This window comes from Pseudomonadota bacterium (assembly GCA_039818985.1).
Taxonomy (GTDB): domain Bacteria; phylum Pseudomonadota; class Alphaproteobacteria; order Sphingomonadales; family Sphingomonadaceae; genus Alterisphingorhabdus.
Map to the genome: position 1 here is coordinate 1,457,869 of JBCBSU010000001.1, position 13,858 is coordinate 1,471,726.

12 protein-coding genes are annotated in these 13,858 nt (G+C 57.6%); 5 read left to right on the plus strand and 7 right to left on the minus strand.

Translation table 11 applies throughout. The features are described 5' to 3' along the window. Positions 1-122: 122 nt before the first annotated feature. On the plus strand, positions 123-1,013 hold the full coding sequence (locus AAFX04_06920) for a tyrosine recombinase XerC (protein MEO1045152.1): 891 nt from the start codon (positions 123-125) through the stop codon (positions 1,011-1,013). An 18-nt stretch (positions 1,014-1,031) separates the two neighbouring features. Here AAFX04_06920 and AAFX04_06925 read toward each other — a convergent pair whose 3' ends face one another. From AAFX04_06925 to rsmI, 4 genes are all read right to left on the minus strand, one after another. Beyond that, positions 1,032-1,652, minus strand: coding sequence for a DUF4760 domain-containing protein (locus AAFX04_06925; GenBank protein ID MEO1045153.1), 621 nt, complete (start codon positions 1,650-1,652; stop codon positions 1,032-1,034). A 406-nt stretch (positions 1,653-2,058) separates the two neighbouring features. Continuing rightward, a complete protein-coding gene (gshB, locus tag AAFX04_06930) occupies positions 2,059-3,027 on the minus strand; it encodes a glutathione synthase (protein MEO1045154.1) in 969 nt (322 codons plus the stop codon). A gap of 31 nt (positions 3,028-3,058) precedes the next feature. Beyond that, on the minus strand, positions 3,059-3,433 hold the full coding sequence (locus AAFX04_06935; GenBank protein MEO1045155.1) for a YraN family protein: 375 nt from the start codon (positions 3,431-3,433) through the stop codon (positions 3,059-3,061). After that, a complete protein-coding gene (gene rsmI / locus AAFX04_06940; protein MEO1045156.1) occupies positions 3,426-4,268 on the minus strand; it encodes a 16S rRNA (cytidine(1402)-2'-O)-methyltransferase in 843 nt (280 codons plus the stop codon). The genes AAFX04_06935 and rsmI overlap by 8 nt, the downstream gene beginning before the upstream one ends. A 40-nt stretch (positions 4,269-4,308) precedes the next feature. Here rsmI and AAFX04_06945 point away from each other — a divergent pair, with 40 nt between their 5' ends. Continuing rightward, a complete protein-coding gene (locus AAFX04_06945; GenBank protein ID MEO1045157.1) occupies positions 4,309-5,502 on the plus strand; it encodes a penicillin-binding protein activator in 1,194 nt (397 codons plus the stop codon). Positions 5,503-5,524: 22 nt separating this feature from the next. Here the strand turns inward: AAFX04_06945 and fsa are convergent, their stop codons facing one another. Then, the gene (gene fsa / locus AAFX04_06950; protein ID MEO1045158.1) at positions 5,525-6,178 is read right to left on the minus strand and encodes a fructose-6-phosphate aldolase; all 654 of its coding nucleotides are present in this window, start codon (positions 6,176-6,178) and stop codon (positions 5,525-5,527) included. A gap of 85 nt (positions 6,179-6,263) precedes the next feature. Here fsa and AAFX04_06955 point away from each other — a divergent pair, with 85 nt between their 5' ends. Beyond that, positions 6,264-8,480 (plus strand): primosomal protein N', encoded by a 2,217-nt coding sequence (locus AAFX04_06955; protein ID MEO1045159.1) that lies wholly within the window; start codon positions 6,264-6,266, stop codon positions 8,478-8,480. Positions 8,481-8,516: 36 nt separating this feature from the next. Continuing rightward, entirely contained in the window at positions 8,517-10,109 is a 1,593-nt protein-coding gene (locus tag AAFX04_06960) for a trypsin-like peptidase domain-containing protein (GenBank protein MEO1045160.1), read from the plus strand. On the opposite strand, the gene ada is transcribed toward AAFX04_06960, so the two are convergent. Further along, positions 10,106-11,158, minus strand: coding sequence for a bifunctional DNA-binding transcriptional regulator/O6-methylguanine-DNA methyltransferase Ada (gene ada / locus AAFX04_06965; protein ID MEO1045161.1), 1,053 nt, complete (start codon positions 11,156-11,158; stop codon positions 10,106-10,108). The two genes, AAFX04_06960 and ada, sit on opposite strands and share 4 nt — an antisense overlap. A 90-nt stretch (positions 11,159-11,248) precedes the next feature. Next, entirely contained in the window at positions 11,249-12,991 is a 1,743-nt protein-coding gene (locus AAFX04_06970) for a methyl-accepting chemotaxis protein (protein MEO1045162.1), read from the minus strand. Positions 12,992-13,287: 296 nt separating this feature from the next. Here AAFX04_06970 and AAFX04_06975 point away from each other — a divergent pair, with 296 nt between their 5' ends. Next, positions 13,288-13,857 carry a F0F1 ATP synthase subunit delta gene (locus tag AAFX04_06975; protein MEO1045163.1) on the plus strand — a complete coding sequence of 190 codons (570 nt, stop codon included), beginning with the start codon at positions 13,288-13,290 and terminating at the stop codon, positions 13,855-13,857. The last annotated feature ends 1 nt before the right edge of the window (position 13,858 follow it).

Genomic DNA, 13,858 nt, shown 5'->3' on the forward strand with positions numbered 1-13,858 from the left:
GTCATTGCGAGCGCAGCGAAGCAATCCAGGGCGTCTCGCGCTGCTCTGGATTGCCGCGTCGCCTTCGACTCCTCGCAATGACGTCACTTCTCTGTTGCGCAAAGTTGCTCTACACTTGCTTCATGGACAGGCAGGCGATCCTTGCCGCATGGCGGCAGCATCTGGAACAGGGCAAGCGTTATTCGCCCAACACCGTGCGCGCCTATGGCAGCACTGCCGAACGGCTGCTTGAGGCAATCCCAGGCTGCACCAGCTGGGCCGCGATTGCCGAACTGGATTCGCGTGATATCCGCAGCCATCTGGCAGCACGCCGCGTGGAGGGCCTGGGTAATCGCAGTATTGCGCGCGAATTGTCGGTGATCCGCCAACTCATCCGTTTTGCCGCCAAACAGACAGGCCGCAGCGACATCGCGCCGCTGCCGCGCGGACCACGACTAAAGCGCAGCCTGCCGCGCGCCATTGCCGCCGATGCCGCGATTGCCCTGGCCGAAGCCGTATCCGAAGAAGCCAGCGAACCATGGGTCGCGGCGCGCGACTGGGCGGTGCTGTTGCTGCTCTATGGCGCCGGACTGCGCATCGGCGAGGCGCTTGGCCTCAATGCCGGTGTGCTGCCGCTGGAACGAACGCTGCGCATCACCGGCAAGGGCAACAAGCAGCGTATCGTGCCGATCCTGCCGCAAGTGGCCAAGGCGGTGAATGATTACGGCGCGCTGTCACCATGGGGAAAAAGCACAGAGGAACCACTGTTCCGCGGCGTGCGCGGCGGGCGGCTCGATCCCGCCATGGTCCGCCGCGCGGTGCAGCGCGCCCGTGCTGCACTGGGCCTGCCCGACAGCGCGACACCCCATGCGCTGCGTCACAGCTTTGCGACACATCTGCTCGGTGGCGGTGCCGATTTGCGCTCGCTGCAGGAACTGCTCGGCCATGCGAGCCTCAGTTCGACGCAAATCTACACCGCCGTCGATGCGGCTCAGCTGATGGATATTTACGACAAGGCGCATCCGCGGGCGTGATTACCAGAACGAAACGCATCAGCTAATATCATCTGAATTCTTACTCTGACTTAAAAGCACGAGCATATCTTCATCATTGTACCAAATAGACCACCATATCTTTTTATACCAAGGGACATTAGTTCCGGGTAATCTATTATTTATCCAATTTTTGGATAACTTCGAATATTCTTTATAAACCAACTTCTTGCTCGGTCCAGAGTCATTTTGAATTTTCTCAATTAACTCCTTTGTCATACGATAGTCGCGCGTTAATTGACGGTGAAACCACCTCTTATAAAACTGTTCGTCAAACAGGTTTTTATGGATTCCCAATGCCACTAATTCATAATTGTTAAGTTGAAAAAATACTGCGTTCCTGTCTTCCTCAGTTTCAGGATTGTCGCTCGGCTCCGCTAAATCTTTAATGTCAAGATCGGGATCAGAGTCATATCTTCTCAGAATGGCTTTAAACCGATTATATTTGTCGGACCCTACTTCATCCAAAAACGTATCCAAAATGAAATCCATAGTGGCGCGCTTGCGGGCAACTTTTTTTGTATGCGTATATGTGAAAAACGCAACAACGACTGCTGCAAAGATTAATATCACCTCAATGAATGGCGAAGCCGCAATAACTTTGCCGAAAAATTCCTTCATATGCCCCTCTAATAAAAAGCGCCTTCAAACAATAGATGCCTGAAAGCGCTTTTTGCAAGTTTAGGAGATATTGATTTTAATCGCCGCCATATCCCTCCATGAAAAAATATCGCTTTGCCATATGAAATCTCCTGTCAATTATCTAGCCACTGCGGCTTAGGGGGATAGGATCGCATGGTCAAGAAAATCTAAGAGAATTAGATCAAGCCTGGCAATGCGGAAAGCGTATACCCCCAGCTTTCCGTAGCGTCACTTTCAACATAAGGAAGCTTGCTAACATTGCAAGTTTAAAGTAACTTTAATAACCCTACAATTAAAGCGCTACAGACCTATTTTTTCCACAGCTTTATCCACAGTCAGATAACTGAAATAGCCTAGTGTTTACACTCCAAGAGCTTAAGGCTGTCTACTGATTATTCAGCCGCCCCTCAATCGCATCCCAGATCTTCCCGGCAACATCGCTGTTGTTGAAGGCATCGATGGCAACAATCCCGGTCGGTGAAGTGACATTGATCTCGGTCAGCCATTCGCCGCCAATCACATCGATACCGACAAAGGTCAGGCCGCGTCTCTTCAGTTCCGGGCCCATGGCATCGCAGATTTCCTGTTCGCGCGCTGTCAGTTCGGTCGCCTCGGCATAGCCGCCCTGGGCGAGGTTGGAGCGGAATTCACCCTCGCCCGGCTTGCGGTTGATCGCGCCGACCACCTCGCCATCGACGAGCACAATGCGTTTGTCGCCCCTGGCCACTTCGGGAAGGAACGGTTGCACCATATGCGGCTCAGGCCAGGTCTGGTTGAACACTTCCATCAGCGCTGAGAGATTTTCGCCATTTTCGGGGATTTTGAAGATCGCCTTGCCGCCATTGCCGTGCAGCGGCTTGATGACCAGCGCACCATGGCGCTTCTGGAAATCGCGCACATCATCGAGCGAACGGGTGATCATCGTTGGTGGCATATAGCGCGCATAATCGAGGACAAAGACCTTTTCCGGCGCGTTACGCACCGATATCGGGTCATTGACCACCAAAGTCTGCCCTCCGAGCCGCTCGAGCAGATGCGTCGCGGTGATATAGCCCAGATCAAAGGGTGGATCCTGCCGCATCAATATGACATCCACGTCGCGAGCCAGATCGAGCGTCACTGGATCACCAAAGCGATGATGGTCGCTCTGAACCGGCTGGACTGTCACCGGATGCGCCTTGCAGATCAGCCGCTCTGCATCATTCGGCCCGGCCTCCCAAGTCAGCGTCGTCACATCATAATGGTAGAGGCTGTGTCCGCGCTTCTGAGCCGCGAGCATCAGCGCAAAGCTGGAATCACCGGCAATATTGACGCTTTCCATAGGGTCCATCTGGACGGCAACCGAGAGGCTCATAAATCATCCTTTGTCTGCAGGGCGTCGCCCGTCATCCCATCTGGTCATGCCAGATATTGGCTAAATGGCGCGGCCAGTGCCCGGGCGCAACCAATATGGCGTCTATGGAAATACTATCGCTGTCAGAAGCATAGATATGCGCCACGCTTTCCGCCGCAGCGACGACGCGTTGCAGGCGGCGTTTATCGAGCGCTAGATCGAGATCGACAGCGGTCTTGCGGTGTTTAACCTCTACAAAAGCTACCGTCCTGCCACGCCGGGCAATCAGATCAATCTCTCCACGTGGCGTTTTCAGACGGGTGGCCAATATCCGCCAGCCTTTCAATCGCAAATACCAGGCTGCCATGGTTTCCGCGCGGCGACCCTGTTTCTCCGCCTCGGCACGCGATCGCCCTGCCCTAGCCACCGGCCTTGATATCCAGGGCTTTCTGGTAAAGCGCCTTACGGTCGACACCGAAGCGCCTGGCAATACTGCTTGCCGCTTTGCTCACCGGCATGGCCGCCAGTGCATCCACCAAGGCATTGGTCACCTCGGTATCGTCAATGCCAGCCTGTTCGGCGACGGGCGGTGCAATTACCAGAACAATTTCTCCCTTGGCAGCATGATCGCGATAATGCGTCGCCAATTCCGCAGCACGACCATTGCGCGCCTCCTCGAAGCGCTTGGAGATCTCACGTACCACAGACAGTTCACGCAAAGGCCATAGCGCATGAATCGCCTCAAGGGCAGCGACAAGACGTGGACCGCTCTCATAGAAGACCAGCGTCGCCCGCACCGTACCCAATTCTTCGAGCGCGCGCAGTCTCGCCTGCGCCTTGGGCGGCAGGAAGCCGCCGAACAGAAAACGATCGGTCGGCAATCCCGCCAATGTCAGCGCGGCGATCGCGGCGCTGGCACCGGGCAATGTGGTAATGTTTACCCCTGCCGCTCGCGCATCACGCACCAGTTTGTAGCCGGGATCGGATATCATCGGCGTACCAGCATCGCTGACCAGCGCCACCGCCTCGCGCTGCGCCCGGGTTACAAGCTGTTCGCGATCCTTTGCTGTGCTATGGTCATGATAGCGCAGCATCGGCGCATCGGCACCGATGTGCCGCAGCAATTTGGCGGTAACCCGACTGTCTTCACAGGCAATGCAGGCGACTCCGCGCAATATCTCTGTGGCACGTAAAGTTATATCGCCAAGGTTGCCGATTGGCGTAGCAACGATATACAGGCCGGGTTCAACTGTGCTGGTCATGATGGTTATCGTCATGGACCATGGGGTGAGGGAGCGACAAGTGAAGACCGGGATTTGGCCGAAAAAAGTTCAGCTGGCGATCGCCGCGACATTGTTGCTGGTGCTGACAGGCTGCGAGTCGCTGATACCGAAAGGGGCCGATACATCGACCGGTCCTGCTCCCGAGGTCGAGGCCCCGGACACCGGCCCGGAAACGCCTATTGGCGATGTCGTCGCCGGCGATGAACAGCGCCACAAGGTCGCGCTGCTTCTGCCATTGTCGGGCAGCAACGCCCCGATTGGCCAATCCATAGCCAATGCCACGATGCAGGCATTGCTCGATACCGGTGCGGAAAATATCCGCATCACCCGCTATGATACAGCCAATGGCGCCGCAGCCGCAGCACGCCAGGCGATCAGCGATGGCAACCGGCTGATCCTTGGTCCCTTGCTCGGCAAGAATGTCGCCGCTGCTGCCGGTGTCGCGACCCCCGCCAATGTCCCGATTATCAGCTACTCCAACGATAGTAGCGTCGCCAATGACATGGTGTTTATCATGGGCTTCGTCCCCGACCAGTCAATCGACCGTGTGGTGCGCTATGCCCGTTCGCAGGGATTGAACCGCTTTGCCGGGCTGGTCCCCGGCGGTGTCTATGGCCAGCGAGCCTCGGCATCGATGCTGCGCGCGGTGCGCAATGCCGGCGGCAGCGTGGTCAGGCTGGAAACCTATAGCCGCAGCAGTGCCTCGCTCGAAAGCGCGGTCAACCGGCTCGCCGAAGTCGGCGACTATGACGCGCTGCTGGTCGCGGATAATGGCCAGACGGCTATCCGCGCCGTGCCCATGGTGCGCGAGAACGGTTCGGCAAATGCCCGTATTCTCGGTACCGAATTGTGGAACACCGACAATACGCTGAGCGGCGCACCCTCAATGCGCGGCGCCTGGTTCGCGAGTGTCAGCGATGAGCTTTACCGGCAATATGCCGGGAAATACCGCCAGCGCTTCGGCAATGATCCCTTCCGTCTCTCGAGCCTCGGTTATGACAGCGTGCTGCTGACTTTCCGCATCGCGCGTGAATGGCCTATAGGCAGCGCCTTCCCGGTCGATCGGCTGCGCAGTGAGGAGGGCTTTGTCGGCCTTGATGGTGCTTTCCGCTTCGATCGTTCCGGCATCGCCGAACGCGCGCTGGAAGTGCAGGAAATTCGCCAGAGCGGCAATGCGATTATTTCCTCGGCCCCGCGCTCCTTCGAGGATTGATGTTTCTGCTGATAGTGAAAACTTACAGAATCGACTGACCGGTCTTTTCCCAGTCGGCGAGGAAGCCGTCTATGCCCTTGTCGGTCAGCACATGCTTGAAAAGGCCGCGAATGACATTGGGTGGCATGGTCGCGACATCGGCACCGATTTTCGCTGATTCGAGAACATGGATCGGATTGCGGATAGAGGCGACGAGAATCTCGGTCTCAAAGGCGTAATTGTCATAGACCAGACGGATATCCTCGATTAGCTGCATGCCGTCGAGGCCATTATCGTCATGCCGCCCGACGAAAGGCGAGATAAAGGTCGCTCCGGCCTTGGCCGCAAGCAGTGCCTGATTGGCGGAGAAGCACAGGGTCACATTGACCATGCAGCCATCATCGGCGAGTTTCTTGCAGGTTTTCAGACCATCGATGGTCAGCGGTACCTTGATAGCAACATTGTCGGCAAGCTGGCGCAGCACATCGGCTTCGCGCATCATCGTCTCATGGTCGAGCGCCACGACTTCAGCCGAAACCGGGCCATCGACCAGGCCGCAGATCTCCTTCACCACCGGCAGAAAATCGCGCCCCGACTTGTGGATCAGCGACGGGTTGGTGGTGACGCCGTCAAGCAGGCCGGTTTCGGCCAGATCGGCGATTTCTGCAATTTCTGCGGTATCGACAAAGAATTTCATGGCGTCATCTTCTCCGTGGATTGAGCGGAATTGATTCGTGTCAGCGGTATAGCCCGGCCAGCCGCATGCGGCTATAGATGCAGCAATGGCATCCACCGCTCCTTCCAGCCGAAAAACGGGCGCAACAACCGCTTCGAAACAGCGTGTGCGCGTGGTTCTGCTGACCACGGTCATCGGCCCGCTCGATTACGCCATGCCACCGGGCATGGAACTGACACCGGGCGATATCGTTACCGTGCCGCTAGGGCCACGCCAACTCACCGGCATTGTCTGGGAAGCAGACAAGACCCAAAATGATGATGTCTCCGAAAAGAAGCTGCGCCCGGTAATCGCAAAGGCCGATTTGCCGCCGCTTTCGCAACCCATGCGTCGGCTGGCCGAATGGGCCAGCGACTATTATCTCGCACCACTTGCGAGCGTATTGCGCATGGCGATACCGGGATCGGCGGCGTTGAAAGAAGCACGCGACATCACCGAATACAGCCTGAGCGACAAACGCCCCGACCGGATGACCGATGCGCGCAAACAGGCTTATGATCGGCTCGCAGCAAGGCAGGGCACGGTACGCGAACTGGCGGCCGCGGCCGAGGTATCGGAAGGTGTCATTCGCGGCCTGATCAATAGCGGTTTTGCCGAAACCCATCTGGTACCAACCGATGCCCCTTTCGATCCTCCCGATCCCGATGCAGGCCAGGTCGCCCTCTCCGAGTCGCAGCGTGATGTCGCAACGCAACTGGTCGAGGCAGTGCAGCAACGCCAATTCGCCCCGATATTGCTCGATGGCGTTACCGGTTCGGGCAAGACCGAAGTCTATTTCGAGGCAGTGGCCGAAGCGATCCGCCTCGGCAAACAATGCCTGGTGCTGCTGCCCGAAATTGCGCTCACCCAGCCCTTTCTTCAGCGCTTTGCGGAGCGCTTCGGCACCCGCCCCGTAGCCTGGCATTCGGGGCTGCGCCAGTCCGAACGCCGCCGTGCCTGGCAGGCCATAGCCCGTGGCGATGCGCATGTTATTGTTGGCGCGCGGTCTTCCCTGTTCCTGCCCTATGACAATCTCGGTCTGATTATCGTCGATGAGGCGCATGAGACCAGCTTCAAGCAGGAAGACGGGGTGCGCTACAATGCCCGCGATGTCGCGGTGATGCGCGCGCATATGGAGAGCTTTGCGGTGATCCTTGCCAGCGCCACACCAGCGATAGAGAGCCATCATATGGCCGAGATCGGGCAATATCAGCGGCTGTCGCTGCCCTCGCGTTTTGGCGGTGCGACCATGCCCGACATAGTGCCGGTGGACCTGACCGAAACCTCGCCCGAGCGCGGCCATTGGCTCGCACCGCCACTGGTACAGGCACTGGAGGAAACGCTGGAACGCGGCGAACAGTCGCTGCTGTTTCTCAACCGACGTGGTTATGCGCCGCTGACATTGTGTCGCAATTGCGGGCATCGCATCGAATGTCCCAATTGCAGCGCATGGATGGTCGAGCACAGGCTCACCCATCGCCTTGCCTGTCATCATTGCGGTCATGTCATGCCGATGCTTGATAGCTGCCCCGAATGCGGCGCAGAGGACAGCCTTGTCGCCTGTGGCCCGGGTGTCGAGCGTATTGCCGATGAGGTGAAACTGCGACTACCCGAAGCGCGCAGCATCGTGGTGACATCGGATACCATCTGGTCTCCTGCCAAGGCCGAGGCATTTGTCCAGCAGGTCGCCAATAATGCAGTAGACATCATCATCGGCACACAATTGGTGACCAAGGGCTATCACTTCCCCAATCTGACGCTGGTGGGTGTGGTCGATGCCGATATCGGGCTCGAGGGCGGTGATCTGCGCGCCGCCGAACGCAGCTTCCAGCAGATATCACAGGTAGCAGGCCGTGCCGGGCGGGCTGAAAAGCCGGGCCGGGTGCTGGTGCAGACACGCAACCCCGAAGCGCCGGTGATCGCGGCGCTGATCGCCGGCGACCGCGATGCCTTTTATGCTGCCGAACTGGCAGCGCGCGAAGCGGCGATGATGCCGCCCTTTGGTCGTCTGGGAGCGCTGATTATTTCCTCCGAGGATCAGTCCGAAGCCAATGAGGCGGCGCGGATGATCGGTCACGCCGCACCTGATTTTAATGGTTTTACTGTCTATGGCCCCGCCCCCGCTCCGCTGTCGATGCTGCGCGGGCGCTATCGCTTTCGGCTGTTGGTACATGCCCGCCGCACCGTGCCTATGCAGCAGGCAATACGCGACTGGCTGGCCCCGATCACCTTGCCACGCGGGGTACGGGTGGCACTCGATGTCGATCCCTATAGCTTTGTTTGAGCTTCCCAGAAGTCGTGAGGCTGGTATAGCGCGTTTATGAACAGCATCAGACGATTTGCCGCGCTTTGTGCCGTGCTGCTCCTCACCATGCTGCCGGTGCAGATGGCGCATGCCGATCCGGAGGATATCCAGGCCAGCGCCCGCTCGGTAGTGCGCGTGGCACTGATCGCCATGCAGGGCGAAGAAGTATTCTTCCTCGGCCATGGCAGCGGTTTTGCGGTGACACCAGACACGATCATTACCAATGCCCATGTTGTGCAGCCCAGTACCAATGATCGTTCGATCATTGTCGGTGTAGTGCCATCAGAAGGCAGCGAGATTTATCGCAGCCGGATTGTTGCCTATTCCCCGCAACAGGATCTGGCACTGATCCGTATCGAGCAGGGCAGCCTCGAACCGATATCGATTTTCGGACAGCAGGTCGGCGATGGCAGCGATATTGTCGCCATAGGCTATCCCGGCGCGGTCGATCGTGCGCTCGGCCTGACCGATGGCGACAAGGTGGAACCGGGGACACCGATCAAGACCACTGGTACCATTTCAGGCGGTCGTTCGAACCGTGAATTTGCAACTTTCACCCACACTGCAGCAGTCGCCCGCGGCAATAGTGGTGGCCCGATCGTTGATGAATGCGGCCGTGTTGTTGGGGTAAACAGCTTCATCTCGGTCTCCGATGGCAGCGATGCTGAATTCGGCTTCGCCATTTCCAACCAGGAGTTGCTAAGCTTTCTTCGAAATTCGGGCATTAGCCCACGCATCGCGACAACACCCTGCCGCTCTTCGGCACAGATCAGCCAGGCCGAAACCCGTCGTGCCCTGGCGGAGATTGCACAGCAGGGTGACGAAGCCATGGCGCGCGCGCGCGAGGAACAGCGCCGTCAGGCCGCGCTTGAGCGCAGCGTCGATCAGGAAATTCGCAGCGAGCGCGAAAACTATATGGCGGCGGCACTGCTGCTGGTGGTGCTGGCCGGATTTTCCGGCACTGCGGCACTGACATTTGCTGGCCGGCCCGATGCCGGAAAAACGCGCATAGCCGGTGGTGTCGCGGCGATAATGGGTGTTGGGGCTGTTGCCCTGTTCCTGCTGCGCCCCTCCTATGACGAATTCACCGACAGACTGGCGATAGCCATAGAGCAGAGAACACAGCCAGAAGATGACCAGCCACAGCAGATCATGGCGCAAAGCTATGTCGGTGACAATATCTGTACCATCCAGAGCGAACGCAGCCGCATCACCATCAGTCAGGCGAACGATATCGGCTTTTCCTGGTCGGATAGCGGCTGCGTCAACGGCCGTACACAATATGGCCGGGACGGCGATGAATGGGTGCGCATATTGGTGCCAAATGAAGAACAGACCGTCTCTGTCTATCGCTTCAACCCGGATAGCGGCGAACTGGCGCTGTCACGCTATCTGCTGGGCCTCGAAGCAATGCAGCAGGCGCGCAACATAAGATCGCGCTTTGGCGGCGAGCAGTGCAGCAATGACAAAGCAATGCGCGACGCGCTGGAAGGCATGCAGGACGCGCTACTGGCGATTATCCCGCAAAGGCCGAATGAGCGGCTGGTCTATCAATGCGCTTCCCGCGTCGGCAATCAGCCGGATCGCATCGAGGCTGTTGCAAATTAGCCGCCGGATTTCGCTTCAGCCTCGAGCAGCTTTTGCTTGATTTCCAGTCCATAGGCATAACCGCCTAGTGAACCATCACTGGCAATTACCCGGTGGCACGGAATCAGCACCGCAACATTATTGGCGCCATTGGCAGAACCGGCGGCGCGATAGGCTTTGGGCTTGCCGACAGCTGCAGCGAGCTCGGCATAGCTGCGAGTTTCGCCTGGCGGAATACGCTGCAATTCGCGCCACACCGCTTCCTGAAAGGCGGTGCCCTGAACATCGAGCGGAATATTCTGGCGCTCCGCCGGACGTTCAACGGCCGCTACGACATTGCGCACCAGTGCCGCAAAATCCACGCCGCCACGATCAAGTTCGGCATTGGGGAAGCGTTGCCTCAATTCTTCCTCACCTTCATTGAACGACAGGCGGCATACACCCTTTTCGGTTGCCGCGACCAGCATCGGCCCCAGATAGCTGTCGACTATGGTCCAGTGGATAGTCACCCCGGCTCCGCCATTTTTCCATGCACTTGCGGTCATACCCAGCCTCTTGTCCTGTTCTGCATAAAATCGTGATGGTCCCGAATAGCCCGCATCATAAATGGCATCGCTGACCTTTGTTGCATCGCCCAGAGCCTCTTGTGCGCGCTCGGCGCGCAACGCCCGGGCATAGCCTGCCGGCGACAGGCCAGTCTCGCGCTTGAACAGCTTTTGCAGATGCGTCGGGGAATAGCCGGTCATCACAGATAATGCCTTCAGCGTCGGCACCGACTCGCTTTGACGGATAGCGTCGATAACCGTTTTCACCGCCGCTTCGTCGCGCGAGACATCATTGGGACGGCAGCGTTTACAGGCACGCAGTCCGGCTGCCTCCGCCTCTTCCCCCGTAGCAAAGAAGCGTACATTCTCACGCAATGGGTGACGCGCGGCACAGGATGGGCGGCAATATATCCCGGTGCTCAATACACCGGTAACGAAGCGCCCGTCATAAGCTCTGTCACGCCGCAGCACCGCAGCCCATGCGTCATTATCGGATATGGTTTTGTCGGATGGCGCATATGTCATGCCCTATATCTACCCCCCGGCGCTGCAGGACGCATCCCGTTTCTTGCGTTCAAAGCAAATCGGGCAATCGCCGCTATGATTATGCCGGGACTACAGCGCTTGCAGCTGTTGGGTAAGCGCCGCCATCTGCTCGCGCAGACCAGCCGATTGGACCGCCAGCGCGTCGGAGGTCCTGGCCAGCAATTCTGCATTTGCAAAGCTCTGGTCCGAACCCGATTTCAGTGCCTCCATATTGGTCACAACCTGGCGTGAGCTGACCAGCACGTCGTTGACGGCATGAAATATGTCATTTGATGCCTCCGCCTGTTCAGCCACCGAATACTCGATATTTTTCGCATTGGACTGGACTGTTTCTATCTGTGCATCAACCCCGGAGACCATGGCGCTCAGCCTGGCTGCAAGCTGATCGATATCGGATAGCTGGCCTTCGACTGAAGCCGCAGACTGTTGAGTCTGTGTCGCCAGCGACTTCACTTCCTGCGCCACCACCGCAAAGCCGCGCCCGGCTTCTCCGGCGCGTGCCGCTTCTATGGTGGCATTGAGCGCCAGCAAGTTGGTCTTTTTGGCAATATCGCCAATCAGTGCCAGGATCTGTGATATCTCCTTCGCCGCTTCGGAAAGCTCCTGCGAGAATATCATGCACTCGCGGCTTTCTTTGCGCACGGTCTCAATAGTGCGATAGCTGTTTTCTGCATTGGACCGGACAACTGACATGCCAGACTGCAAGGTCATGCCGCGCTGGTCGATGCGCTGGATAGATTCGCTGGTCTGCACCGCATGACTGGCGACAAAGGCGCATTCATCCCGCACCGTTTCAGCCGAGCCAGTCATGTCTGTGACAACAGCGCGCATGGTATTGGCAGTTGCCGCCATTTTCTCGGTCATCTCCACCAGCTCAACCTCATAGGCGGCCATGATGGCGTGCATTCTCTCCGCCCTTTGCGCGCGCTCGACCTGACGTTCCTGCTGCTCCTCGACCAGCTTGCGGTCCAGGCGGTTGCGTTCCTTTTCCGCCTGCAAGGCCTTGCGAGCCTGCCGGTGTGACTTCAGGATGGAACGCGAGATGGTGCCGATCTCGTCCTTTCTGCGCAGCCCCAGCATGGAAACACCATCCACCCCGGCTTCTTCGGAAAGCGCAAATTTGGCCATTTGCTGCAATGGCAGGGTCAGATGATGTTTGCTGACCCAGATGCACCACCAGGCAAATGCGATGGCAGCGACGATGACGATACCGGTCAGGCTGTAAATGAAGATATAGGCAAATGACAAAATCCGCATGTCAGCAGCAGTCGCCTGCCGCATCGCAGCATTGAACCGGTTCACCGCAGACCAGAGAGGTTCAAAATCCTGGTGCAATCCACTGGTCTTGAGAAACTCTATGCTTTCGACATCGTTTTGCTGCAGCGTGGCGCGCAGCTTGTTGCGCAGCGCATCTGCCTTGATGCGCGCAGTCTGCAACTCGTTGTAATGGCGCCCGGCCGAGTATGGCACCTCTATCTGTTCCAGCAGAGCCCAGTGATTATCGGCGCGCCGCTGCAACATGTTCAGTGCGCTGACACCGCTGGATGGTGGCATCACATTGCTCTCCACCTTGCTTTCTACCGTCAGGATTTCACGATAGTCCTCGACAAGATCCTGCATCACATGGGCAAGAACCAGTCGTTCAGCAGCCAGTATCTGGTTATAATATTGCGATATCGCGACCGTCATCGCGGCCAAGAATGCCAACAGCCCAATCAAGCCGATCATCACCGACAGGCCAAATTGCACCTTGGTTCTGATTGGCGACTGGGCAAGCCGTTCCGCCAGATCGAAAACGCGTTTCTTGAGCACCGCAAAACAGCCTTTGGACAGAGCGAACGGAACTATCCCCTTCGCTTGGTTGTGGCTAAATCAGGATCGCAAAAATATGGTTAATACATATTAGAAAAGCTGCAAAAACAGTCATCGACGAATATGGATCATTGGGCGGAAAAGAGCAGAATCGCCAACATGCCGGTCACCTGTCTTGCAAAGGGCAAAGAGGGATGCTAGCAGCCGCGCCAGATCACGCAGATGCGGCGCTTTTGCGAAAGTGCGCAGCATGTATTTACGGTCGTTATCGGCCAGTTTTCAGGGAAAGCAACACCGTGGAGCATTCCAGCGGCATTCAGGCCAGTCTTTCAGGACGCTATGCAAGCGCGCTGTTCGCGCTGGCACACGAGGAAAAAAAGATTCCGGTGGTCGAGAAAGACCTCTCAGCACTTGCCAGTCTCGTCTCAGAAAATTCTGATAATTATAGTGAAACGCTGGACAGTCTGCTGACCTCACAGGTGATTGGCCGCAGCGCCGCCAAGGCGGCGATGGCCGGACTTGCCGAATCGATGAAACTCAATGCCCTGACCGCCAATTTCCTCGGCGTTCTTGCTGAAAATGGCAGGTTGGCCGAACTGTCAGCAATGATTCGCGCTTTTCACGGCCTCGCCGCAGATCATCGCGGTGAAGTCACGGCCGAAGTTACCAGCGCCTATCCGCTGACCCAGACGCAGCGCGATGCGATTGCCAAAAATCTCAAAAGCCGCGCTGGCCGAGAAGTCATTATTTCCGAACATGTCGATCCCGATATCCTCGGCGGACTGATTGTCCGTATGGGAAGCCAGATGATCGACGGTAGCATCAAAACGCGTCTCAATACGCTGTCCCAGGCGATGAAAGGCTAAT